This window comes from Vibrio sp. 1159 (genome assembly GCF_033340395.1).
GTDB classification, from domain to species: domain Bacteria; phylum Pseudomonadota; class Gammaproteobacteria; order Enterobacterales; family Vibrionaceae; genus Vibrio; species Vibrio alginolyticus.
Genome location: NZ_JAWOWL010000011.1, coordinates 1 through 22,116, shown reverse-complemented (window position 1 = coordinate 22,116; position 22,116 = coordinate 1). Strand labels below are relative to the sequence as shown.

Genomic DNA, 22,116 nt, shown 5'->3' with positions numbered 1-22,116 from the left:
ACTATTGATGCAATCAATGAATATCGAGGTCATAAATTTATGGCGGTGTGGTTAGTAGTTAAAAAGTGGCTTAGTTCCCACCTTTTTAAATTGAGCAACCGAAGCCTTCTCATCTTTAGTGGCTTATATGTGAGCCTTTCATGGTGGCTGCTGGTTCTCGCTGGTGAAACAGCATTAACAGACAGTTTCGCTAACTTTATCTATTACCTCATGGTTACGGCGAGTACGGTGGGTTATGGCGACCATTCTCCAGTAACAGATTTGGGTAAATGGGTTGTCGTACTATTTGTAATCCCCGGCGGTTTGAGCTTATTCGCCGCATTATTGGGGCGTGTCGCTGGAGCAGCGATGGACTATTGGCGAGCGGGTATTTTAGGAAAACGGAGAGTAAGAGTGGAGAACCATATTGTATTGTTGGGCTGGAATGGATCGAGAACGATGCACCTTATTCGCATGTTACAACATGAAGAAGAGGGAAAGCGTCCGATTGTTTTATGCAGCCGTTCAGAAATAGAGAACCCGTTACCTGGCGAAATCAGTTTTATCAAAGTGACCAGTTATACCGATTCGCAAGAAATGAAAAACGCCAATATTGCCGAAGCCGCTTGCATTATTGTGGATAATCTCTCGGACGACATTACCTTGTCAGCCGCTCTATACTGCGCATCTGTAAACCCTTCCGCTCATTTGGTCGCTTACTTTAAAGATGAAGCGCTAGGCCGACTTCTAAGTCAGCATTGCCCGAAAGCGGAATGCATACCTGCTGTTGGCGCAGAAATGTTGGCAAAAGCGGCGGTTGACCCGGGCTCAAGTGCGCTTCATCAGGAGCTTTTGGCTTCAACACGAGGTATGACGCAATACTCAGTTATTTATCCTGAGGGGCAGTCTGCCACCACTATTGAGAATCTCTTCGTTTTTCTCAAAAGACGCCATCATGCCACGCTGATTGCTTTTGATATTGGCGATGGTATTCAACTCAACCCAGATTTAGATGCTGAAGTACCCGCGAGTACCAAGCTGTTTTACATTGCAGATGAACGTATTGAAGATTTTGCCTGGAAAGAAATGAACAAGGAACAATAATGCACATGATTGCTGGCCTGTTAGCAGGCTTCCCAAACTTTTTACTCTATTTCTCTGTTTCTATTATTTTTGTATTGGCGTTTAAGTTCATCTACGTCAAGTTGACGCCATACGATGAGTGGCATCTGATCAAAGAAAAACAAAATACAGCAGCAGCGATTGCGCTAAGTGGGGCCTTCCTTGGTTACTGTCTCGCGATTTCGGGGGCGGCAAAAAACTCAGTCAATATCGTCGATTTTATGGTATGGGGCGTTGTTGCAATGCTTGCTCAAATTATTGCATTTGCAATTGTACGCTTTATTTTACTTCCGAAAGTGGCAGAGCGTATCGAAAAAGATGAACTGCCAGCCGGTATTGTATTAGCAGCAGTTTCTGTTTCGGTTGGCGTATTGAATGCCGCGTGCATGACCTACTAGGAGGAACGATGAAGCGGAGTTCTAACGTTAAACGTTCTTCCATGGACAAAAGCTTAAAGCTTGGGAAAATTCTTCCCTTTGCTGCCTTTGGTGGTATTTTCTTCTTTGCTACGTACGAGTCAAAAACAGAAGGGTACATTTTTTCTGATGCCGATGAGTGTAAATCTAACTCGCCTGAGTTTAGTGAACAGTGTGACATTGCATACCAAGAAGCTTTAGCTCGTGCCGAACAAAATGCCCCTCGCTACCGCAGCGAGTTCGAATGCGAGAATGATTTCTACGAGGATGATTGTTACTACAGTTCCAGTTCCCGAGCTTATGTACCTAACTTTGGCGGTTTTTTTTACAGTCGCTCATTAAGCGGGTTGAAAGGTTATAACAAGAGCTATTACTCAGAGCCGATGTACCGTTATAAATCCAAATTCTATAATGGAGCAGGACAATTCTTTGGCTCCTACCGAAATCAGCCGACCAAAGTTGCGACGAATAGCCTTAATAAACGTGGTGGCGGCACCATTGGCAGGGCGATGTCTCGAGGCGGGTTTGGTAAAGCGGTGTCGGTCAGTCGAGGCGGTTAAAAAGAACTATGTTTCGACGAGAAATACAAGAGCGCGAAAACTGGCGTGAATTAGCACGCCAGTTTGGTTTTGGTTTCCATACCATGTATGACCAACCGTATTGGGATGAGAGTGCTTACTATCAATTCACGCTGGAGCAAATTGAGCGCGATATAGAAGCGCCCACTGAAGAGCTGCATCAGATGTGCCTGGCTATTGTGGATGAAGTCGTTCGGAGTGAGCGGTTGCTGACGCAATGTGCGATCCCTGAATCTATGTGGGAGCAGGTCGCTTCTTCATGGAGACGAAGCGAACCTTCGCTTTATTCGCGGCTGGATTTCGCGTACAACGGGACCTCGCCTGCAAAATTACTGGAAAACAATGCGGATACGCCAACCAGCTTGTTTGAAACTGGCTTTTGGCAGTGGGTGTGGCTAGAAGATGTTGTAAATAAAGGTCGAGTTCACCAGAGCGCGGATCAATTCAATATTCTTCAAGACTTTTTGATCGAGCGCTTTGCCGAAATAGCAAAATACCAACCAGGACAAACACTTCACTTTAGCTGCTGCAAGTACACTGAAGAAGATAAAGGGACTGTCCAGTATTTAGAGGATTGCGCGCGAGAGGCAGGGTTAGCAACGGCATTCGTGCATGTCGAAGATATTGGAGTGACGGAAGATGGTCTGTTTGTGGATGCTGACGACAGAGCGATTCGTTGGATGTTTAAGCTTTACCCTTGGGAGTTTATGTTTGAAGAGGAATATGCGAAGTACTTAGCGACTGCGAACGTAAACTGGTTAGAACCGATGTGGAAGTCGATTCTATCCAATAAAGCACTTTTACCGTTATTGTGGGAGCGCTTTCCTAATCACCCGAACCTTTTGCCCGCTTATTTTGCTAACGATTCAAAAGCGAACACTATGAGAGATTGTGTCATCAAGCCACTATTTTCTCGAGAGGGCGCGAACATCGAGATCGTCATCGATGGAAAACGTTTTGTTAAAACGTCAGGGCCTTATGAATCTAAATTCAATATCGTCCAGCAATACCATCCACTACCTAAGTTTGGGCAAAACCATACGTTAATTGGCAGTTGGTTGGTCAATGATAGAGCTGCCGGTATTTCGATTAGGGAAGACAGTAGCTTAGTGACTCAAGATATGGCGCGGTATATTCCACATGTAATTTTAACATGATCAAAAAAGCTCTCCATTTGGAGAGCTTTTTGTCTATTCAGCCGTTCAATCTTGATGGTCGACAGCGTTGCGTCTATTGTTCTTCAGCTAATGCAACACCGCGCTGGGTAAGACCACATAACATCACTGGCATTGCATTGAAGATCTCTTCAAACTGCTCTAAGCCTTCCATACCTTGTTCGGCCAATGTTTCAATGGTTGTTTCTGGGTCGTAAAGCATAGTAAGAGAAAGTAAAACACCACCGAGTAGGGCATTATCTTCGCTATCCTCAGGCATCAACGTTTCCCAGTCATCACGCGCAAGTTGCCAGCCTTGTAATACACCTTCACAGAAATCGCGAGCCTGACTTGTTACAATGTCTTGCTCATCTAGCGCGCACCCTGCAGGCCACTGCCAAGTGCCTTCTAGGAGAGCGGGACGAGTTTGGTTCCACATTTGTACAATCTCGTCAATGTACTGCTCTAGTTGTTCACCGTCAGTAAATGGCGCTGTTTCTTCTCCACCCCATAAGAATGGCAACCACTCTTGAGGCATTAATACGTTTGGCGCTGCAGCCATCGCTGTTACAAAGCCTTGAGTTTTTGCTAGGTTTAGTAGTTTACCGTCAAGTTCTGGGAGAGAAAGGATGTCTTGTAGTTTCAAAATAGAATACCATTTGTTAATGGGCTGGTTGATTGCGCTCATCTTACCAATCAATTAGTGATAAATCGATATTAGGGAATGATTCACACATCTATGGAAATTCGCTCATCACTTAGAAAAAAAAGCATTCTCGCCCTAACACTTTACCTGTGCTTCTTTATCGCCACTATCGGTTCTGTCGCCTATTTGGTTGTTGAGCCACCGGTTAGACAAAAGCTAGAGCAAAACCTAGAGTTACGTACCCAACTCCTGGCTCTTGAGATAAAAGAGCCCCTCCTCAGTTCTACAGGTGTATTGAGCAGCTTAGTAGGGCTAGCCCAAGGGACTGAAAATATTCAATCTCTCAACACAATAATTCCACATATACTTCAATTGAGTGACAAGATGCTTGTTAGTGGTGGCGTATGGCCTAAACCCGAACTAAAAGCAGAACAATGGAGATATAAAAGTCTATTCTTCAATAAAAACAGTGATAGTGGTATTGACCAAATTCACTCCTACAATAACCCCGAATCTGGCGGTTATGATAATGAAGCCTGGTATGTCGCTGCCGCCGATGCTCCGGTAGGTTCTGTTAGTTGGTCTACGGTTTACATCGATACCTTTACTCAGGTCCAGATGATTACCGCGTCTTCTCCGTACTACCAAAACGGTCGATTCGCTGGAGTTGTAACGGTAGACCTATCACTTGATGCACTTTTTCAGTTTATTCGAGAGCACACGAACCAGCATTCTTTGGGGGTAGTGGTTCGCGATGCTGACTCAAACGTGATTATTGAACACAACTTTCAACTGACGGACGAAATTTATGTCAGCGAGCTTGATTTCGGAGAGTTCGATTGGCGCATGGAAGTTGTCAACGCAAAAGCTAAAGTCGCCGATCAAGTGTTTGAACAAGTGATGAGCGTTGAGGGGAGGATCATTCCATTTTTGCTCTTGTGTGTCTTGGTCGGTTACTACTTACTGAATCGCTATATTGTTGAACCAATTGTTCGCATTGCCGCTAAGATTGATGACTCGAAAACTGGTGGGATCATAGATATTGACTACGATAGCGATGACGAAATCGGACAGCTTATCGAGAAGTTCAATGAAAAGACGATCTATTTAGAGCAGGAGAGAATAAAAGCTCAGGCTTCGACAAACGCTAAAACGGCATTCTTAGCCACATTGTCCCACGAGATTCGCACACCAATGAACGGTGTACTAGGAACTGCCCAGATACTGTTAAAAACACCACTTACCGATGAGCAGCGTAAGCACCTGAGAACACTTTATGATTCAGGTGATCACATGATGACATTACTCAATGAGATTTTAGATTACTCAAAAATTGAACAAGGGCATGTTGAGTTTGAAAATAAGCCTTTCCCAATTGAGTCGATTATCGGCAGTATCAAGAGTGTTTATCAAACGCTATGTGCAGAAAAAGGTCTTCGCTTTAGAGTAGTCTCGCATTTACCAACGGGTCGTTGGTACAACAATGACAAAGCCCGTTTGCGTCAAGTACTGTTCAATCTACTCAATAACGCTGTTAAGTTCACCGATCGTGGCATCGTAGAGGTAGAGCTAGCCGAGAAATCGAGTAAGGCTGGCACCAAGCTGATACTAAAGGTAAAAGATACAGGGATTGGTATTTCAAAAGAGGCACAAAAACGCATTTTTCGTCCTTTTGAGCAAGCAGAGTCATCAACGACTAGACGGTTTGGTGGTACAGGGCTTGGTTTAGCAATAGTCAAAGAAATCGCGGAACATATGGGTGGGCAAGTGGTTGTAGAGAGTCAGGAGGACGCTGGAACGACTTTTACTGTCGAAATTGCCCTTACACCTTGCAAGCCGGGTAAAGTAGAGTCAATCAATACACATAAATTGAACTGTAAAGGGTTGAAAGCACTCATTGTTGAAGACAACCGAACAAATGCGATCATTATGGAAACTTTCCTCCGAGCCAAGGGCTTTGAGTGCACAAGTGTCGAAAATGGTCAGCTTGCAGTCGATGAGGTTGCGATCAAACCATTTGATTTGATACTGATGGATAATCATATGCCTGTTCTAGATGGCGTTGGGGCCATATCAGCCATTCGAGCAATGAGTTCACCTGCTAAGTCGGTACTGATTTTTGGCTGTACAGCGGATGTGTTCAAAGAAACACAAGAGCGTATGATTAATGTAGGAGCAGACCACATAATAGCGAAACCAATAGTGGAGTCTGAATTAAATGATGCACTGTATCTTCATGCGACACAGTTATATCAGTACCAATCGGACTTTGATGGAAATGCAGCAGATAGCTTTAATGCTGAAAAGTGGTTACTCAACTTCTATGTCGCTCTAGATAATGGACATCTTAATGAAGCACTTGAGGCTATTTCAGCGATCATTGCGGAGGCTCCCCTTGAACTCAGTGGCGACGTTTCTTCAGTCGCCGAACGGATAAGAAGTAACTTAAAGCGTCAGCAATCCCCGGACCAAGATGATATCGATACATTAACGATTTTGCTGGCCTCACCATAACTGAATCAATATGGCGCAACTGTAAATTGTTCTTACTATTCATACGTCATCCAGCGTCGTCACAAACTCTTCTAACCTGCAATGAACAGGCTTGCAGTTTTACTTTTACGAGTAAAGCAGCAAGACCTTCTACTGTGATTATATCGGTAATACTCTGAATTTTCGCAGCTTGGTAGCATAAGCTATAGGAGTGACTGTTTACAGTCCGAGTTTTGTTCTAACTTTACGTCAAAATAATTATCGTAACCCCTTTTTATGTAAGTGAAATCCGTGTTTTTGTACCATTTTTACGTAATTTTAGGCGTTTTTACTCGCCATTGGTGAAAAAAACTACTTTTACTTTAAAAGTTGGTTATAAATTTACAACTTAATTTTAAATACAGAGCCATAAGCTAGTTTTTGTGTGTTCTAATTGCATCATTAACTGGCTTGATGTCTTTTTAGTGGTTAATAGTTTTATTATTTTTATTAATTGCAGTGTTTGATTTTAAGGGTTTTGTAAATGAAGTCTCGTGGACCATTTTGTATTCGTCACGCCGCAGCGGATACCTTTGCTATGGTTGTTTTTTGCTTTATCACAGGGATGATTGTCGAGATTTTGATTTCAGGGATGACATTTGAGCAATCTCTAGCATCGCGTACGCTATCGATTCCAGTGAATATCGCCATTGCTTGGCCGTATGGGGTTTTTCGTGATTGGGTGCTGCATCAAGGTAGTAAGGTGTCGCCGTCTTCCTTTATGAAAAACATCTCTGATCTGGTCGCTTATGTACTATTTCAATCTCCAGTTTATGCGGGTATCTTATTCGCGGTTGGCGCGTCTACAGATCAAATTGTGACCGCAGTGGCAAGTAACGCTGTTATTTCTTGTGGCATGGGTGTGTTGTATGGGTACTTCTTGGATATGTGCCGCCGTTGGTTCCGTGTTCCCGGTTATTCTCAAAGCATGTAAATGCCCCAGTTTTGCTCAATTTAGTTACTTAGTGAGCAATCGATTCGAAAAGGGCGCTTTTTTTTATGTTTAGCCTTGACCATCAGGCACATAATCATTAAATTAGCGCCTCGTTAGCCAATGATGCTAACCAAAATTTGATTCGGTGAGTTGTCCGAGTGGCTGAAGGAGCACGCCTGGAAAGTGTGTATACGGCAACGTATCGAGAGTTCGAATCTCTCACTCACCGCCATTTCTTAAAAAAAGACGTCTTAGAGCGTCTTTTTTTACGCCTCTAGATATTACAAATCAATAAGTTACGTCCAAAGATGTCTAGTGTTGCTCTACACCATATACATTTTGGGTGTAGGTTAGATAGTACGCAGATTTTTTCATCTATCTAACCACCTACACTTTGCATCTTATTTTACCCTAAAAGTCGCATTCATTTACGGTTGTTTTTCAATGTTTAAAAGTTACTTAAAGCATTGAAAATCATAATTATAAAACCGAAAAGTGTAGGTGGATTTTTTTGACGAGATTCGACCACTTAATCCACCTACATTTTCGACTAAGGAGGTGCTCGTGGCGAACTTAAATAAGTTGACTGCAAAGCAAGTTCAAACTCTTAAAGCGGATAACAATAAGCAGGTTCGATTTTCGGACGGCGGGGGATTATACCTTTGCATTAGACCATCGGGGTCACGATATTGGGAGTTTAGATATACACGACCAGTATCTGGAAAGAACACCTTTATGGGGATTGGGCCTTACCCAGACATAACTCTTGCTAAGGCGAGAGAAAAAGCTCAAGAAATGCGTAGGCTTCTGCTTGACGGAATTGATCCGAAGATAGATAAATTTGAGAAAAAGGCGCAAGTGAAACTGACACAAGCGCAAACCTTATGTCAAGTCGCGCTGGTATGGCGAGATTTTAAATCTAGCCAACTGAAGCAAAAAACACTTCACGATAACTGGCGTAAACTCGAGATTCATGCGTTCCCCAAGCTGGGAAATATACCCCTAAAGTCGATTAAAGCTCCAATGGTGATTGAAGCTTTAAGAAGTCTAGAGAGCAAAGGTAAGCTCGAAACAGTAAAGCGAACGGCGCAATTGCTCAATGAGGTGATGAACTTTGCGGTAAACAGCGGTTATATCGAACATAACCCATTGAGTGGAATTCGTGATGTTTTTAAAAAGCCAATTGTTGAGCACATGAAGGCGCTTAGCCCTGACGAAATTTCCGATTTAATGAGAGCGCTTGGTCACGCGAATTTATATATAACAACACGCTGCCTTATCGAGTGGCAACTTCACACGATGACAAGGCCATCAGAGGCTGCGGGTGCTCGCTGGGATGAGATCGATTTCAATACCAACACATGGATAATCCCAAGTACTCGGATGAAAATGAAGCGCGAGCATCGAGTGCCGCTGACAACAGAGACCTTATCGATACTGGAAAACATAAGGCCGTTATCGTCAAACAGCCCATATATTTTTCCATCCAATCGCAGTTTAAGCCGTCATATCGATTCTGAATCAATCAACAAAGCTCTGGGACGAATTGGCTTTAAAAATCGAACAACTGCGCACGGATTTCGTTCACTAGCAAGTACCACGTTGAATGAGTGGGGGGAAGATCCAGATTTAATTGAAGTCGCTTTAGCACACGTCGGTCGAGATAGAATTCGAAATGCCTACAACCGGACAGACTACTTGGAACGTCGCCGAGAAATGATGCAGAAGTGGAGTTCTTATATTTCAGAGAATTCGGTGGGTTCGTTCTCGGTCTTAAACGTTATGCAAGTCAGATAAGTGTGAAAATTGTTCATCTAAATGGTCTTCAGACAAAACTGTGCTTTGTAGACTATTAATGAGTCTAAATAAGGAGATGATTATATGACGGTACGAATTATAAGAATGCCTGAGCTCAGTGAGAAAACTGGCTGTGCTCGTAGTACGATCTACGCTTTTATCTCAAGAGGTGAATTTCCTAAACCAATCCCGCTAGGTATGAGAGCGGTGGGCTGGAAAGAGAGTGAAGTTGATGAGTGGATAGAGAAACGGCAGTCTTTGCGAGATAGCCAATAATCACGTGGTATCGCGTAAAATGAAATTTTTTGATGATAATTTTGACCCTATGGCTCTTTGCTCTAGGGTCATTTTTTTCGCTGATAAGGTAGAGGATACAGGCCAAGTTTTACGATTATTGAAGGCCCAGCCCTAGTTTTGATTTTAATGATTGTTTACGTGATTCTGCTTTGGGTTCTGGCGCTGTACTCATAGAAGTAACGTCACCATCCGGTGCAAGGCCATCCACCGGTACAGATGTCGTGGATAGATTGGCTTGGCTCATTTGAATTAAGCCAAAGGTGGCCAGCATCCGCAGGCGCTCAGCGCGTTCCCGTGGCGGCGTCTTTTCCAATTCTTTGAGCAGTTCAGGGTGGCTCCCTGGGGGAATGTTGACCACAACTCTCATAATCATGCCCCATAAAACCAGAAGCCTCGGACGTTCGCCAAAACAGATTGTTCCGGCACGATGATCTTGCTTCGTGAAAAAATCTCCTTGGCCGCTTCCTTATAAGCCATGGCTCCACCTCCGGCGATCAATACCAAGTCCGCATTGATGCTTTCGTCACGCATGGATTGGCGCATGGCTGTAAGAGCAACAGGCGCTACCTTTTTCATGGCAGCATTCAGATAAGGTGAAATATCGACCTTTTCTCCAAATAGCAGCACCTGCAAGTCGCCGGTTCTCATGGCTTTCTCAAGTCGATCCATACCCACTTTGGCGCCATGATCTTCTGAAATCAGCTTATCAATGGTTTCCAGTAGCACGGACATTGCCTGAAGACTGGTTCCTGATGAGCTGTAGCGAATTTCTCCGGCTTCAAGGGCAACCCAGTCAACAGAAAAGAAGCCGGGATCGATGACGACGACACGACCTTCTTCAATTAAGCCCAAATCACCACCTGTTTGAACCAGATCCATATAGGCACCGGCAGGCTGCGGCAGCACTTTGACGTCATGAACGGTGATGCTGCGCTTAGGCGTCACTTGATGGACACCTTTTAAACGCTGCACAAGATCAGACTTACGTTGTGGTTCATGAAACTGGGAAACCGGTAATCCAGTGACAACCAAATCGATGGACTCAGTTTCAGCCATTAACAAGGCGGCATGAAAAAGCGCCTTATAGGTTTTTGTGGTCGGATATTCCGGGTGAAGCTCTCGTTCCCAGCCTTGAAGGCGTCCAGCAGGAACACCAGCGGCCCAACGCTCATTATCGACAGACACATACAAACAAGTGTCATCATCGCCTCCACCGATACGCTCAGGCATACGATCCGCAGGACCGGCACCCGCAGGTAGAATAATGGTTTTCGGTTCACTGCCTGATTGGCCAATTGCCAGCTTCAGGTTTGAGTAACCGATATCTACGCCTAGTATAAACATACTTATCTCCTGTGCACTCAAAGTGCTCTAACAGTTTTCAATCAACCGCGCTGTTCACGCTTGGGCATTTCCAAGTGCTCTGGCGGTTCACTCAAATGTCATTATCAGGATTTGGTGCACTGGCGGTGGGCAGAAAGGTGACAAATCCTTTCATCTATCTGCCTATTGCATTTTCGAAAAAGTATGAGAATAGGCTCTGTTTGGCGGCGGATGAATGAGCCAAAAAAATCGAGACGCCAAACGTCGTTTGCATTCTGGCCTGAACTCGCCAAACGGTTTGTATCTTCATGACGATACGTCTTTTTAGGCGTTTTTAAGTGAAATCGGGCTGTATCCCTTGTCAGATATGGGATTGCGCGAGTCGATTTATATCGAGACGCCAAACAGTGATTGCTACGGCAGTTTTACGTTTGGCGTTTCGATCCAAAAGCCAAACGGATAGTGGTTTTGGCTTTTGGGGTTAATTGGATGGGGAAATTGGTTTGGTAGAAATCGTCAATGAACAATGGAAAGCAGAGGTATCAGATTTACTTCAGCAAGAAACGGACAGGCTAAAAGCACTGGCACGAGCTGAAGTTGATGACTTTTGGGTTACCCATTACAAGGTTCGAGAGAATGCGCCCTTTAAAGACTGGGGGCTGCTTGGTGTCCGTATCAGAGACTTTAAGTATGGCTTTGGCATAGAGTGGTACATCAACAGCTTTCACGGTCAACGAGGCAAGCGCGTGGTCTTTAGCAAGGGACTGCGTATTTCAAAGACGAAGCTGAGATACGCATTTTTGGACTGCCAAGGTCTAGCCAAAGAATGGGAGTTAGCGCTGGCCATGGAGAAAGAAGAATTCTTCAGTGATGTTCGACGCCAAGTTGATAAGCTCAACATGCTACGTCGCAGAGTGAATGCCTATTGAATCACAGGGTCTACTTCACTCGTGGTAACTGTTCCCAGCGTGTTGTGTAGGCGGGAGACAAATGCTCTCGCTTCATCGACCAATCTTTCTTTGTACCTTGTCCAGCAAAGAAAACCTTTCCGGCACCACTTTGGTTAATGGTGTCCAATACAGACATTAACTGTTGGCTATTAGAGCGGGTCGATACGTCATCGAATAGTCCTGGTTGAAACATGCCTGGATCGTAAAAGTCAGACAGCATGACGCCCGCTTTGGCATAACGAAAACCATCCTTCCAAATTCGCTTGAGTAAGTGATTGGCCAGCTCGATAAAATCCCGCGTATCGCAACTGGGGATCAGTAACTCACCCGATGCGGAATTGCTGTACTGCGGCTCGTTGTCCTTAAAGGGGCTGGTTCGTATAAACACGGTCATCACTTTGGCTTGCTGCTGTTCTTTGCGTAGCTTCTCAGTGGCGCGGGTTGCGTATTCACATACGGCCTCACGTAACAATTCAAATTGCGTTACTTTTGCGCCAAATGAACGGCTACAGACGATTTGCTTCTTAGTTGGCGGGATCTCTTCAAGTTCAATGCACGACTCACCATTGAGCTCTCTGACGGTTCTTTCTAAAACCACCGAAAACTGGTCTCTGATGGCTCTAGGAGAGGCATTGGCTAGGTCTAAGGCTGTGGTGATACCCAACGCATTTAAACGCTTAGAAAGCCGTCTACCAACGCCCCAAACATCATCAACCGGAACTAATGCGAGCAATCGACGTTGCCGATCTGGATTGGTCAGGTCTACAACACCCTGAGTGGCTGGATACTTTTTGGCAGCATGGTTTGCCAGTTTGGCGAGTGTTTTAGTCGGTGCAATGCCTACACAGACGGTGATCCCAATCCAGTGGCCTATGCGCTCTCGCACTTGTTGTCCGAACTCGACAAGAGATATGGCAGACTCAATACCGGTTAAGTCCAAAAACGCTTCGTCAATGGAGTAAACCTCTACTCGTGGTGCCATCTCTTCCAAAGTGCGCATCACTCGACTGCTTAAATCTGCATACAGCGCATAGTTAGACGAGAATGCCAAAATGCCATGGCGCTGCATTTCAGATTTGATCTGAAAGACGGGTACGCCCATTTTAATACCGAGTAACTTAGCTTCACGTGACCGTGCAACCACGCAGCCGTCGTTATTGGACAGCACCACAACCGGCGTATCTTTTAAATCAGGACGAAACAGCTTCTCACAACTGGCGTAAAAGTTGTTGCAGTCCACCAAGGCAAACACAGGCATGGGATAGTCACGACCTGCGGCGCATGTTTCGCACCACATTGGTGACCACACCAAATATCTCTAACTCTGTCCCTTCAGGAATATGAATGGGCTCATACGCCGGGTTTCTTGGGATCAGCTTGACGCACGGCCTGAGTTGAAGCTCCTTTACCGTGAGTTCACCATGGATGCCCGCGATGACAATGTCACCGTGTTCTGCTTGGACAGAGCGATCAACCACCAAAATATCATCTGGGTGAATCCCGGCATCAATCATTGAATCACCTTCAACACGCACAAAGAACGTTGCAGCCGGTCGCTTGATGCACAGCTCGTTGAGGTCGAGCGTTTGCTCAACATAATCCTGCGCTGGTGAGGGAAAACCAGCAGAAACACGTTCCATGAACAATGGAATACGAAGGCGCTTGGCTTTGATGAAAGCAAGTGCGCCGCTACGGCCTATCAGCGAGACACTCATGACGAACCTCGAAAAATCATAATTAATACTGTTTGTTTATACAGTATCTAATGCTATGCTGATTTCTACAAGTAAAATTGTAGGTAAAACTGGTGTTGTTCGAGTAAGACGCTGTGTTGTCGGTGATTTATTTTTTGTGTTGAAAAACTAGATGTGGGGGATCGCTTGCCCTCGTCAAAGCCTACAAGGCTTGGACAATACTGCTTCTGCCTACTGCTCTTGTTTCTGTTACTGATCCTGTTACTGCTACTGGTTAACGCATGGGTCAAGTAACTGTCAGGCAAGGCTTGTTGAACCCTTTGCAAAGGGTTTAAAAACAGTTAGTAAAATTCTGCTTTGTATTGAATTTACTGGCTTAAAGCGAAGTCAGGAGCATCATTAAAATGCTCAGTCGAACTCAGTTAAAGCCTTTTTCAACCGTTTGAAAAGGGATTGGCTAAGCCATACGTAAAGGGTATCGGTAAGGGTTACCTAAACGGTTTAGCTAAGGCTTTCTGAAAGGCTTAGCCAAAGCCTTCATACATGGGTTCAACCAATAGAAAGATTAAAAAAACGCAGAGGTATTCAAGGTGCATTTTGAAAAACCTGTGGCACAGTGAAATAACCCAAAGCGAACAACATAATTGAAGAGGAACCATCAATGACAAGAGCCCCTGCGCCATTTCCGCTAGAGCGCCTCGCGGATATCCCAGACAGACCAGAAGATTTTAGATTGCTGGAGCGTATTCCATTAACGCGTGAGCCGCAGTCCTGGCCACTTGAACTTTCTCCTATGGTCGGTGATGAACAGCCAATGGTGCTGCTCGATACAGAGACAACTGGACTGTCTGCCGATGACGAGTCCATTATTGAGCTTGGTATGGTTAAGGTGCTTTACAGCCCATCAGCTAAGCGGATTGTGTCGATTGTTGATGTGATCAGCCTGTATGAAGATCCCGGCAAGCCAATCCCCGAGCTGATCACCGAGTTAACCGGTATCACCGATGAGATGGTGCAAGGCCAGCGCATTGATGATGCAATTGTAGCGAGTTGGTTATCCGATGATCCGTTGGTGGTTGCACACAATGCACAGTTTGATCGCCCTTTCTTTGAAAAGCGGTTTGCTGCATTAGGACATCTATCTTGGGCCTGTTCAGCCAGTGGCATAGATTGGAAGGCGCTGGGTTTTGAAAGTCGAAAACTTGAGTATCTGCTGCTTCGCTTAGGTTGGTTCTATGAAGGACACCGAGCGGCAACCGATTGTTTGGCGATGGCCTGGTTGTTTCATTTGTTGCCCGAGTCCGTTGCAAACTTGTTGTCTGAAGCAGACAGGCGAACTGTGTTAGTTCGTGCGTTTGGTGCGCCGTTTGACGTAAAGGACTATTTAAAAGAGCGTGGTTACCGCTGGCATGACGGTGTTAAAGGTGCCAACAAACATTGGTGGCGCGAAATCAGCGAAGACGAGTTGCCGCAGGAACAAACTTACCTGGATGATTTGTATCATCGTGGCTCAGAACATGCCCACTATGACTACAAAGATGCTCGCAATCGATTTAAAGCTTTGTAGCTCTCTACAAGTTAAGCCTTGCATATTTGAAAACCTCTGGAAAATGGAAAGTGAACTCATGGTTTAACCAATAAGAGGAATCTTTCCATGTACCAAGACACCTACATTGAACATTATGCTTGCGCAATCTCGCCCTTTCAAGGGCGAGTCAAGCAAGAGGTAACTAGCTGCAAGGCAGCAACTTGCAAACGTCAAGAAGTATGATAAAATACTGTATATCCATACAGGTCATTGATAGGGTACTCTTTGCTCACTGGTATCAAGCTCCGCGCTAACCCTACATCCAATCAAAAACTGGTATTAAGCCAGTGGATGGGCTGTGCGCGTAGCATTTGGAATGCCAAAGTGGATGAGGAAAGGTATTACCGCACTTTTGCAAGGAAGTATTACCCGATTGGTACTTACGCGCCGCTTGATCAAAAGACATCGCAGTTTAAATCGAAAGAACTATCTCCTTGGCTATACCAGTGTCCTAGCCAAATACTCCGCAATAGTGCTGTTAACTGGTATCAAACCTATCAAAAGTTCATGAAAGGCGCATGTGGACGGCCAAAGCGCAAGCCAAAAACCGACAAGGGAAGCATTTATCTTACCCGTGAAGTATTCCATTTCGACCGTTGTGAAGATGGTAATTTACGCCTGTTTATTGGCACTAAGACTAATAATATTGGTTATTTATCGTTTAAAGCGCATCGTAAGTTTGAGATCCCTAATTCGCTGTATGTGCGTAAAGAGCGCGGTCAATACACGGTGTCTTTCTGTTATGAGAATGGAAAGAATGAAGTTGAGCTATCGAGCAATGCTGAACACTTGGCGTTTCTGCAAGGCTCAACAAAAGAGTATCTGGAAGAAAGCGTTATCGGTGTAGACCGTGGTGTTGCCATCCCTGCTCATGCTGGCTCAATGACGTTCGACTTCTGTGACAATCAGAAAAAAGAAGATGACCAAAGTTGATCGCTACATTAAGCGACTACAACGCAAGTTGGCGCGTCAAACTAAAGGCTCAAACCGCAGGAACAAAACTAAGCACCGTATTGCTACGCATCACGCTAAAAAGGCGAACATACGTAATGACTTTGCGCATAAAACAAGTCGTTCATTAGTCGATAGTCAAGCTAAGGTTATTGTGTTCGAGGCGCTAAGTACCTCACGCATGACGCGCAAGCCAAAGGCAAAACAAAACGAGCAAGGCCGATATGTGTCAAATAAAGCCAAACAAAAGGCAGGGCTAAACAAGTCTATTCTGAACGTTGGTTGGCACATCATAGAAACCTACACCAAATACAAGGCTTACCAAGCGGGTAAAGCCGTATTCAAAATCCCTGCTCCTTATACCAGTCAGGAGTGCGCTCAGTGCGATCACACTCACCCCGACAACCGAAAATCACAAGAACTCTTTGTGTGCGGCAATTGTGGCAATACTGACAATGCAGACAACAACGCATCATTGGTCATTAAGAAACGGGCAATTAATCTAATATTAGACACTGGAACGGTGTTGTCTGACGATGGAGTTCTAAGAACTCAGTCAGATAGTGGACGTGGAGGCAATCGTAAGACTAGCCGAGCCAAAAGCTCGACTAGCGGTGTCCAACGAAGCGTCAAAAAAGAAAAGCTAGCGGCTTAGGCGGTTATCTTGGAAGCTCGCTGCTTTAGCTGCGAGTAGTTCACTACTGGGGCGAAATCTTCGTCTCTGCCCGCATCATTGAATTTGGCATCACGTTCGAGCGCTTTCTTAAAGATCCATGAAAGCACTTGATGTCCAGTGGTCAAGACTCAGCCCCAGACGCGATTGCTGAAGGGATGTTGCCATTGCTACCAGCCCAGGCAGAGGTTGCTAGGCGCATTCGGGAGAGTGAACAACGAGCCCTGATGTCTACAGAGTCGGACAAAGGGGTATCGCATCGCGGTAACATCGTGGTGCCATTGGTTCGGGTAGCGCATTGATAGCGGCTACCAGCAATGGCATGAAACAAGGTCTTCACACTGATACCTGAGCGGCAATTGCAATCCAGATCATAAAGTTGCTGCTTAGTCTTCCCTACAAAATAATTTGTGATAGGATGATACCTAATAAAATTAATTAGGTTGAAGCCTATTCAGTGTTTTATGACCATCTGTCCAGCTTCAACCGGTAGAGATTGATTAGTCATTGTGGATGAAGAGCAGCATTGAGTGACGCTTTTCAATGTGATTACGCGATGTCTGACGGTACTTTATAAACAGAGTTTTAAGAAACTGGTTGAATTGGATAAACAAGACGCATGACAAATGATGGTCTGAAACAAACGGTAGCAGCGAGTTCACTCGCTAAAGAAAGTGCGAAAGGAAAGCCAGATAGGCTTTCGCAGATAGCGCAGTTGCCACAAGCAACCAGGGATCGCATTGCCCATATCGATTTCACCTTATTGTTTAAGGGCGAAGCGGTGCGGGCGGATTTAGTCGATCGCTTCAGCATAGCGGCCACACAAGCAACGAAAGACTTCACAATGTACCGAGAGCTTGCGCCAGGCAACATTGAGTATGACCAAAAGCTCAAATTGCATAAGCGTGGTGAAGCATTTGAACCCCTGTTCGACTATGACGTTGTGAGAACACTGGCAACCATTAGCCAAGGGTACGGAGATGGCTTTACTGGAAAGGTAAAACCACCTCTTGCGTGTGAAGCGCCTTATCACCTTAACAAGCCGAGTTTATCGATAGTGGCGAAAGTCACCGAGGCAATTCACAAAGGCAAAGCCTTGAGTATCACCTATGTGTCGTTATCGAGTGGTGAAACCACGCGTGAAATTGTGCCGCATACGCTGGTGGACAATGGGCTGCGTTGGCATGTTCGTGGTTTTGACCGCAAGCATAATGAGTTCCGTGACTTTGTACTGACCCGCATTAAAGCAGCGGTTGTGATTGAGGATTCGACGTTGTCTGAAACGGAGCTCGAAACCCAAGACCGGCAATGGAATCGCTTTGTAGAGCTAGAGTTAGTGCCGCATCCTCGTATTGAGCACAGCGAAGCGATTGAACTGGATTATGGTATGAAAGGTGGCGTGATGAAGGTTGAGATTAGAGCTGCAACTGCTGGGTACTTGCTTCGGCTTTGGAATGTTGATTGCACCAAAGAGGCTCTGCTAAAAACACCCGAATTCCATTTATGGCTAAAAAATCATCAAACTTTATACGGTGTCGGTAACCTTGCGATTGCGCCTGGTTTCGATATGGTCACAGAATAGGAAATAACATGAACAAGCAACAATTAGCCGCAAAAATCTGGGAATCAGCAAACCAGATGCGCTCAAAAATCGAAGCTAACGAATACAAAGACTACATCTTAGGTTTCATTTTTTACAAGTACCTGAGCGACCAATTAGTTCAGTTTGTCACCAAAGAGGGCATGACACCTGAAGACATTAAAGCCCTAAACGAAGAAGACGCGGACACGGTCAAGTACATTCAAGACAATCTAGGCTATTTCATCGCTTATGATAACTTATTTTCAACATGGATTGCTCCAGAGTCCGACTTTGACGAGTCTAACGTGCGCGATGCGCTATCCGCCTTTAGCCGTTTGATTTCGCCTACCTACAAAAAATTGTTTGAAGGAATTTTCACCACACTCGAAACGGGTCTTAGCAAACTGGGTGAAAGCGCGGGTAAGCGCACAAAAGCCATTAGTGACCTACTGCATTTAATCAAAAGTATCCCAATGAACGGTAAGCAAGGCTATGACGTACTGGGTTACATCTATGAATACCTGATTGAAAAATTTGCCGCTAATGCCGGTAAAAAAGCCGGTGAGTTCTACACGCCCCATGAAGTCTCGGTGCTGATGTCGCACATCATCGCCCACGAATTAAAACACAAAGACACCATCGAGATTTACGACCCAACGTCGGGCTCGGGTTCGTTACTGATCAATATTGGTGAAGCGGTCGAAAAATACGCCAAAAGCAAAGACAGCATTACCTATTATGCTCAAGAGTTGAAAGCCAATACCTATAACTTGACTCGTATGAACCTGATCATGCGCGGCATTAAAGCCAGCAATATCAAAACCCGTAACGGTGATACTTTAGAAGACGATTGGCCATACTTTGATGAAAACGATCCGCAAGGTACTTATCATGCCCTATATGTGGATGCGGTCGTCTCTAACCCGCCTTACTCACAAGCGTGGGATCCAAGTTTTAAAGACAGTGATCCACGTTACTCGCGTTTTGGCTTAGCGCCCAAAACCAAAGCCGATTTTGCCTTTTTGCTGCACGACCTTTACCACCTAAAACCCGATGGCATTATGACCATTGTATTGCCCCATGGGGTGTTGTTCCGTGGCGGTGAAGAAGGCGAAATTCGTAAGCAATTGATCGAGCAAAACCACATTGATGCCATTATCGGCTTACCTTCTAATATCTTTTTTGGTACTGGTATTCCTACCGTTATTTTGGTGCTCAAGCAGAAGCGTGAAAACAATGACGTATTGATTGTGGATGCCTCCAAGCACTTTGTTAAAGAAGGCAAAAACAATAAACTGCAAGCCAGTGACATCAAGCGCATTGTTGATGCGGTAATTAACCGCGACAGCATCGAAAAATTCTCGCAAGTGGTGAGTAAGCAAACCCTGCGCGATAATGACTACAACTTAAACATCCCCCGTTATGTAGATTCGTCACCAGCGGCTGAAAGCTGGGATTTACACGCCACTATGCTAGGTGGAATACCCAATAGCGAAATTGCGCAGTTACACCAGTATTGGCAATCATTCCCGCAATTGCATGATGCGCTGTTTGTGGCCAAGTCTGCCGCCTACAGTGAATTAGCCATTGCCAAACGAGACGTTAATGCAACCATTACCCTGCATCCACAAGTCATAGAATTTATCAGTGCTTATAACCAAGCTTTTGCTGGTTTTGATGACTATTTAAACAATACGCTTATTCAAGGCTGGCAAGATGTTAACCGTAACCAGCAAGAGTCTGAATTAAGCACCGAGTTATTCACACGCTTAAGCAGTGTTGCCCTCATCGACAAGTACCAGGCCTATCAGTTTTTAAACAACCAATGGCAAGTTATCAGTACCGATTTGGAAGTGATGCAAACCGAAGGCTTCGCCGCCACTAAGCAAGTTGACCCAAATATCGTGGTTAAAAAGGTTAAGGGCAAAGACACCGAAGTACAAGACGGCTGGAAAGGCCACATCATGCCATTTGATTTAGTACAACAAACTTACTTGAGCGATGACCTAGCGGCACTGGCAAAACAAGAAAACCGCCTTGTCGAAATCGCCAGCTCGCTGGAAGAAATACTCGAATCACTAAGCGAAGAAGACAAAGAGCAAGACACGGTAAAAGAAAGCAAAGACGGCTTTGCCAATGCCGAAGTCGCCAAGGCGGCGAAAGCTTTCCTAAAAGAGCAAAAAGAGACCAAAACTAAGTTCTTAGCCGACAGCCCTGAGCCAGAAGAAAGTTATAAAGCAAAAATCATTAAGGCTAATAAACTCATCGATGAAGAAAAAGCTCTGAAAAAAGCGGTCAAAGAAGCACAAGTCGCCCTGCACTTAAAAACTAAAACCACCATCGAAGGGTTAAGCGATGAGCAAGTGAACGAATTGCTGCACCTAAAATGGATCGCGCCATTAAGCCAAGAGCTTGCTGCCATGCCAAGTGTCGTGATTTCAGAGTTGACCAACCAATTACAATCCCTTGCCGATAAATATGCGGTGACCTATTCGCAAGTGGCGAATGAGATTAAAACCACCGAACAAGAACTAGCTGACATGATGGGCGAACTCACCGGCAATGAGTTTGATATACAAGGCTTAGCTGAGCTTACTAGCTTATTGAAGGGCGAATAAGATGAGTATGGAAAAGAATGTGCCTGAAATCCGCTTTAATGGGTTTAGTGGGGAGTGGGCGCAAAGACCATTTGGAGATTGTTTTGACAATATTCCTAACAATACCTTATCGAGAGCCGATCTAAATTACGAGCATGGTATTGCCAAAAATGTTCACTATGGCGATGTGTTAATTAAATTTGGCGAAATTCTTGATGCCAGCGATACATCTATCCCTTTTGTTACAGATGAAAATGTTGTAAGTAAGCAAAAACATGCCGCGCTAAAAAATGGTGATATTGTAATTGCAGATGCAGCTGAAGATAGCACAGTTGGTAAATGCACTGAGCTGTTTAATATAGATGAACAAGTTATTTTGTCTGGTTTGCACACCATTGCAGTTAGGCCTAATTTACCCTTTGCTTCTAAATATCTTGGATATTATTTAAATTCGTCATTATACCATGATCAGCTTTTACCTCTGATGCAAGGTACTAAAGTATTGTCAATATCAAAGACTGCTTTAAAAAATACGAGTGTTAATTTTCCGAGTGTGAATGGAGAGCAAATTCAAATAGGAAATTATTTCCAAAAACTCGATAGCCTAATCAACCAACACAAACAAAAGCATGAAAAGCTCAGCAACATAAAAAAAGCCATGCTGGAAAAGATGTTCCCCAAACAAGGCGAAACTATCCCAGAAATCCGTTTTAAAGGGTTTGGTGAAGAGTGGAAGGAAAGCTCAATTGGCGAAATTTGTGGTGTAACCTTTGGTGGTGGTACTCCATCGACTAACGATAAAGATTTCTGGCAAGGTGAAATTCCTTGGATTCAATCCTCTGACCTAAAAGATGGGATTGTTAGCTCCGTTACTGCAAAGAAATACATTACAAAATCAGCTGTAAACAAGTCTACGACTAAGTTGATCTCTGGCAATTCCATAGCAATTGTTACGCGAGTTGGAGTAGGTAAAATATCTTTGATGCAAGGCGAGTTTGCAACAAGCCAAGACTTTTTATCACTAAGCGATTTAAAAATTAATTCACAATACGCCGTTTACGTTATATGGAAACAATTGCAAATTGAAAAAGAACAAGTTCAAGGGACCTCGATAAAAGGAATCACAAAGGATGAGTTGTTAGGAAAGTCTATAAGCTACCCTGATTCGGAAGAAGAGCAAACCGCCATCGGCAACTACTTCCAAAAACTCGATGCGCTGATCAATCGTAACTATTCACCCACGAGCTATTGACGATGCTTTACGCTAAGAACACTGGCAACTGATAATCGATTTTAAGCATAT

General features: G+C 44.5%; 20 protein-coding genes, 1 tRNA gene and 1 pseudogene. 17 read left to right on the top strand and 5 right to left on the bottom strand.

The genetic code is table 11. From position 1 onward, the window contains the following. Positions 1–39 precede the first annotated feature (39 nt). Genes R7127_RS10685 through R7127_RS10670 form a run of 4 tightly spaced genes read left to right on the top strand, consistent with a single transcriptional unit; the run spans position 40 to position 3,252 of the window. Complete coding sequence (locus R7127_RS10685) at positions 40–1,083, top strand: potassium channel protein (RefSeq protein WP_017635053.1); 1,044 nt, start codon at positions 40–42, stop codon at positions 1,081–1,083. Beyond that, positions 1,083–1,499, top strand: a complete 417-nt coding sequence (locus tag R7127_RS10680) for a DUF350 domain-containing protein (protein ID WP_005378281.1) — start codon at positions 1,083–1,085, stop codon at positions 1,497–1,499. Before R7127_RS10685 ends, R7127_RS10680 begins: the two co-directional genes overlap by 1 nt. An 8-nt stretch (positions 1,500–1,507) precedes the next feature. Next, on the top strand, positions 1,508–2,077 hold the full coding sequence (locus R7127_RS10675) for a DUF1190 domain-containing protein (RefSeq protein WP_025766906.1): 570 nt from the start codon (positions 1,508–1,510) through the stop codon (positions 2,075–2,077). 8 nt (positions 2,078–2,085) lie between these two features. After that, positions 2,086–3,252 (top strand): glutathionylspermidine synthase family protein, encoded by a 1,167-nt coding sequence (locus R7127_RS10670; RefSeq protein ID WP_054866291.1) that lies wholly within the window; start codon positions 2,086–2,088, stop codon positions 3,250–3,252. A gap of 73 nt (positions 3,253–3,325) precedes the next feature. Here R7127_RS10670 and R7127_RS10665 read toward each other — a convergent pair whose 3' ends face one another. Continuing rightward, the gene (locus tag R7127_RS10665; RefSeq protein ID WP_005378278.1) at positions 3,326–3,937 is read right to left on the bottom strand and encodes a YecA family protein; all 612 of its coding nucleotides are present in this window, start codon (positions 3,935–3,937) and stop codon (positions 3,326–3,328) included. Between the two features lie 51 nt (positions 3,938–3,988). Between R7127_RS10665 and R7127_RS10660 the strand changes: the two genes are divergently transcribed. From R7127_RS10660 to R7127_RS10640, 5 genes are all read left to right on the top strand, one after another. Next, positions 3,989–6,409, top strand: coding sequence for a hybrid sensor histidine kinase/response regulator (locus tag R7127_RS10660; protein ID WP_017820050.1), 2,421 nt, complete (start codon positions 3,989–3,991; stop codon positions 6,407–6,409). Between the two features lie 502 nt (positions 6,410–6,911). After that, positions 6,912–7,361: an L-alanine exporter AlaE gene (locus R7127_RS10655; RefSeq protein ID WP_005378276.1), complete on the top strand. Its 450-nt coding sequence runs from the start codon at positions 6,912–6,914 to the stop codon at positions 7,359–7,361. Between the two features lie 144 nt (positions 7,362–7,505). Next, positions 7,506–7,593: transfer RNA gene (locus R7127_RS10650), tRNA-Ser, on the top strand. 332 nt (positions 7,594–7,925) lie between these two features. Then, positions 7,926–9,158 carry a tyrosine-type recombinase/integrase gene (locus R7127_RS10645; RefSeq protein WP_225468018.1) on the top strand — a complete coding sequence of 411 codons (1,233 nt, stop codon included), beginning with the start codon at positions 7,926–7,928 and terminating at the stop codon, positions 9,156–9,158. An 84-nt stretch (positions 9,159–9,242) separates the two neighbouring features. After that, positions 9,243–9,434 (top strand): helix-turn-helix transcriptional regulator, encoded by a 192-nt coding sequence (locus tag R7127_RS10640; protein ID WP_065274308.1) that lies wholly within the window; start codon positions 9,243–9,245, stop codon positions 9,432–9,434. Between the two features lie 115 nt (positions 9,435–9,549). Here R7127_RS10640 and R7127_RS10635 read toward each other — a convergent pair whose 3' ends face one another. Beyond that, the gene (locus R7127_RS10635; RefSeq protein WP_041154127.1) at positions 9,550–9,822 is read right to left on the bottom strand and encodes a hypothetical protein; all 273 of its coding nucleotides are present in this window, start codon (positions 9,820–9,822) and stop codon (positions 9,550–9,552) included. A 2-nt stretch (positions 9,823–9,824) separates the two neighbouring features. After that, the gene (locus R7127_RS10630) at positions 9,825–10,799 is read right to left on the bottom strand and encodes a ParM/StbA family protein (RefSeq protein ID WP_065274309.1); all 975 of its coding nucleotides are present in this window, start codon (positions 10,797–10,799) and stop codon (positions 9,825–9,827) included. Positions 10,800–11,263: 464 nt separating this feature from the next. On the opposite strand from R7127_RS10630, the gene mobI reads away from it, so the two are divergent. Further along, complete coding sequence (gene mobI / locus R7127_RS10625) at positions 11,264–11,707, top strand: conjugative transfer protein MobI(A/C) (RefSeq protein ID WP_119978311.1); 444 nt, start codon at positions 11,264–11,266, stop codon at positions 11,705–11,707. Positions 11,708–11,717: 10 nt separating this feature from the next. On the opposite strand, the gene umuC is transcribed toward mobI, so the two are convergent. Together umuC and umuD are read right to left on the bottom strand one after the other, a co-directional pair. Continuing rightward, positions 11,718–13,025, bottom strand: coding sequence for a translesion error-prone DNA polymerase V subunit UmuC (gene umuC, locus R7127_RS10620; RefSeq protein WP_405534601.1), 1,308 nt, complete (start codon positions 13,023–13,025; stop codon positions 11,718–11,720). Next, positions 12,994–13,443 (bottom strand): translesion error-prone DNA polymerase V autoproteolytic subunit, encoded by a 450-nt coding sequence (umuD, locus tag R7127_RS10615; protein WP_225468017.1) that lies wholly within the window; start codon positions 13,441–13,443, stop codon positions 12,994–12,996. The genes umuC and umuD overlap by 32 nt, the downstream gene beginning before the upstream one ends. 640 nt (positions 13,444–14,083) lie before the next feature. On the opposite strand from umuD, the gene R7127_RS10610 reads away from it, so the two are divergent. From R7127_RS10610 to R7127_RS10580, 7 genes and pseudogenes are all read left to right on the top strand, one after another. Beyond that, positions 14,084–14,989, top strand: coding sequence for a 3'-5' exonuclease (locus R7127_RS10610; protein WP_225468016.1), 906 nt, complete (start codon positions 14,084–14,086; stop codon positions 14,987–14,989). Between the two features lie 246 nt (positions 14,990–15,235). After that, positions 15,236–15,943, top strand: coding sequence for an RNA-guided endonuclease TnpB family protein (locus R7127_RS10605; protein ID WP_225468015.1), 708 nt, complete (start codon positions 15,236–15,238; stop codon positions 15,941–15,943). Beyond that, positions 15,930–16,616 carry an RNA-guided endonuclease InsQ/TnpB family protein gene (locus R7127_RS10600; protein WP_225468014.1) on the top strand — a complete coding sequence of 229 codons (687 nt, stop codon included), beginning with the start codon at positions 15,930–15,932 and terminating at the stop codon, positions 16,614–16,616. The genes R7127_RS10605 and R7127_RS10600 overlap by 14 nt, the downstream gene beginning before the upstream one ends. A 29-nt stretch (positions 16,617–16,645) precedes the next feature. Further along, positions 16,646–16,936 (top strand): annotated as a pseudogene (locus tag R7127_RS10595) (hypothetical protein). Between the two features lie 317 nt (positions 16,937–17,253). Further along, positions 17,254–18,216, top strand: a complete 963-nt coding sequence (locus R7127_RS10590; RefSeq protein ID WP_225468013.1) for a WYL domain-containing protein — start codon at positions 17,254–17,256, stop codon at positions 18,214–18,216. Between the two features lie 8 nt (positions 18,217–18,224). Then, positions 18,225–20,834 (top strand): type I restriction-modification system subunit M, encoded by a 2,610-nt coding sequence (locus R7127_RS10585; RefSeq protein WP_272165242.1) that lies wholly within the window; start codon positions 18,225–18,227, stop codon positions 20,832–20,834. 1 nt (position 20,835) lies between these two features. Next, positions 20,836–22,065, top strand: coding sequence for a restriction endonuclease subunit S (locus R7127_RS10580; protein WP_318148399.1), 1,230 nt, complete (start codon positions 20,836–20,838; stop codon positions 22,063–22,065). Positions 22,066–22,116 lie beyond the last annotated feature (51 nt).

What these genes read in the sequence shown, in the direction of transcription:
- R7127_RS10635 (WP_041154127.1), bottom strand. Translation starts at nt 9,822, where the DNA reads ATGAGAGTTGTGGTCAACATTCCCCCAGGGAGCCACCCTGAACTGCTC.
- R7127_RS10665 (WP_005378278.1), bottom strand. Translation starts at nt 3,937, where the DNA reads ATGAGCGCAATCAACCAGCCCATTAACAAATGGTATTCTATTTTGAAA.
- R7127_RS10610 (WP_225468016.1), top strand. Translation starts at nt 14,084, where the DNA reads ATGACAAGAGCCCCTGCGCCATTTCCGCTAGAGCGCCTCGCGGATATC.
- R7127_RS10585 (WP_272165242.1), top strand. Translation starts at nt 18,225, where the DNA reads ATGAACAAGCAACAATTAGCCGCAAAAATCTGGGAATCAGCAAACCAG.
- R7127_RS10670 (WP_054866291.1), top strand. Translation starts at nt 2,086, where the DNA reads ATGTTTCGACGAGAAATACAAGAGCGCGAAAACTGGCGTGAATTAGCA.
- umuD (WP_225468017.1), bottom strand. Translation starts at nt 13,443, where the DNA reads ATGAGTGTCTCGCTGATAGGCCGTAGCGGCGCACTTGCTTTCATCAAA.
- R7127_RS10680 (WP_005378281.1), top strand. Translation starts at nt 1,083, where the DNA reads ATGCACATGATTGCTGGCCTGTTAGCAGGCTTCCCAAACTTTTTACTC.
- R7127_RS10630 (WP_065274309.1), bottom strand. Translation starts at nt 10,799, where the DNA reads ATGTTTATACTAGGCGTAGATATCGGTTACTCAAACCTGAAGCTGGCA.
- R7127_RS10580 (WP_318148399.1), top strand. Translation starts at nt 20,836, where the DNA reads ATGAGTATGGAAAAGAATGTGCCTGAAATCCGCTTTAATGGGTTTAGT.
- R7127_RS10675 (WP_025766906.1), top strand. Translation starts at nt 1,508, where the DNA reads ATGAAGCGGAGTTCTAACGTTAAACGTTCTTCCATGGACAAAAGCTTA.
- R7127_RS10685 (WP_017635053.1), top strand. Translation starts at nt 40, where the DNA reads ATGGCGGTGTGGTTAGTAGTTAAAAAGTGGCTTAGTTCCCACCTTTTT.
- R7127_RS10655 (WP_005378276.1), top strand. Translation starts at nt 6,912, where the DNA reads ATGAAGTCTCGTGGACCATTTTGTATTCGTCACGCCGCAGCGGATACC.
- umuC (WP_405534601.1), bottom strand. Translation starts at nt 13,025, where the DNA reads ATGTGGTGCGAAACATGCGCCGCAGGTCGTGACTATCCCATGCCTGTG.
- R7127_RS10600 (WP_225468014.1), top strand. Translation starts at nt 15,930, where the DNA reads ATGACCAAAGTTGATCGCTACATTAAGCGACTACAACGCAAGTTGGCG.
- R7127_RS10590 (WP_225468013.1), top strand. Translation starts at nt 17,254, where the DNA reads ATGACAAATGATGGTCTGAAACAAACGGTAGCAGCGAGTTCACTCGCT.
- R7127_RS10660 (WP_017820050.1), top strand. Translation starts at nt 3,989, where the DNA reads ATGGAAATTCGCTCATCACTTAGAAAAAAAAGCATTCTCGCCCTAACA.
- R7127_RS10640 (WP_065274308.1), top strand. Translation starts at nt 9,243, where the DNA reads ATGACGGTACGAATTATAAGAATGCCTGAGCTCAGTGAGAAAACTGGC.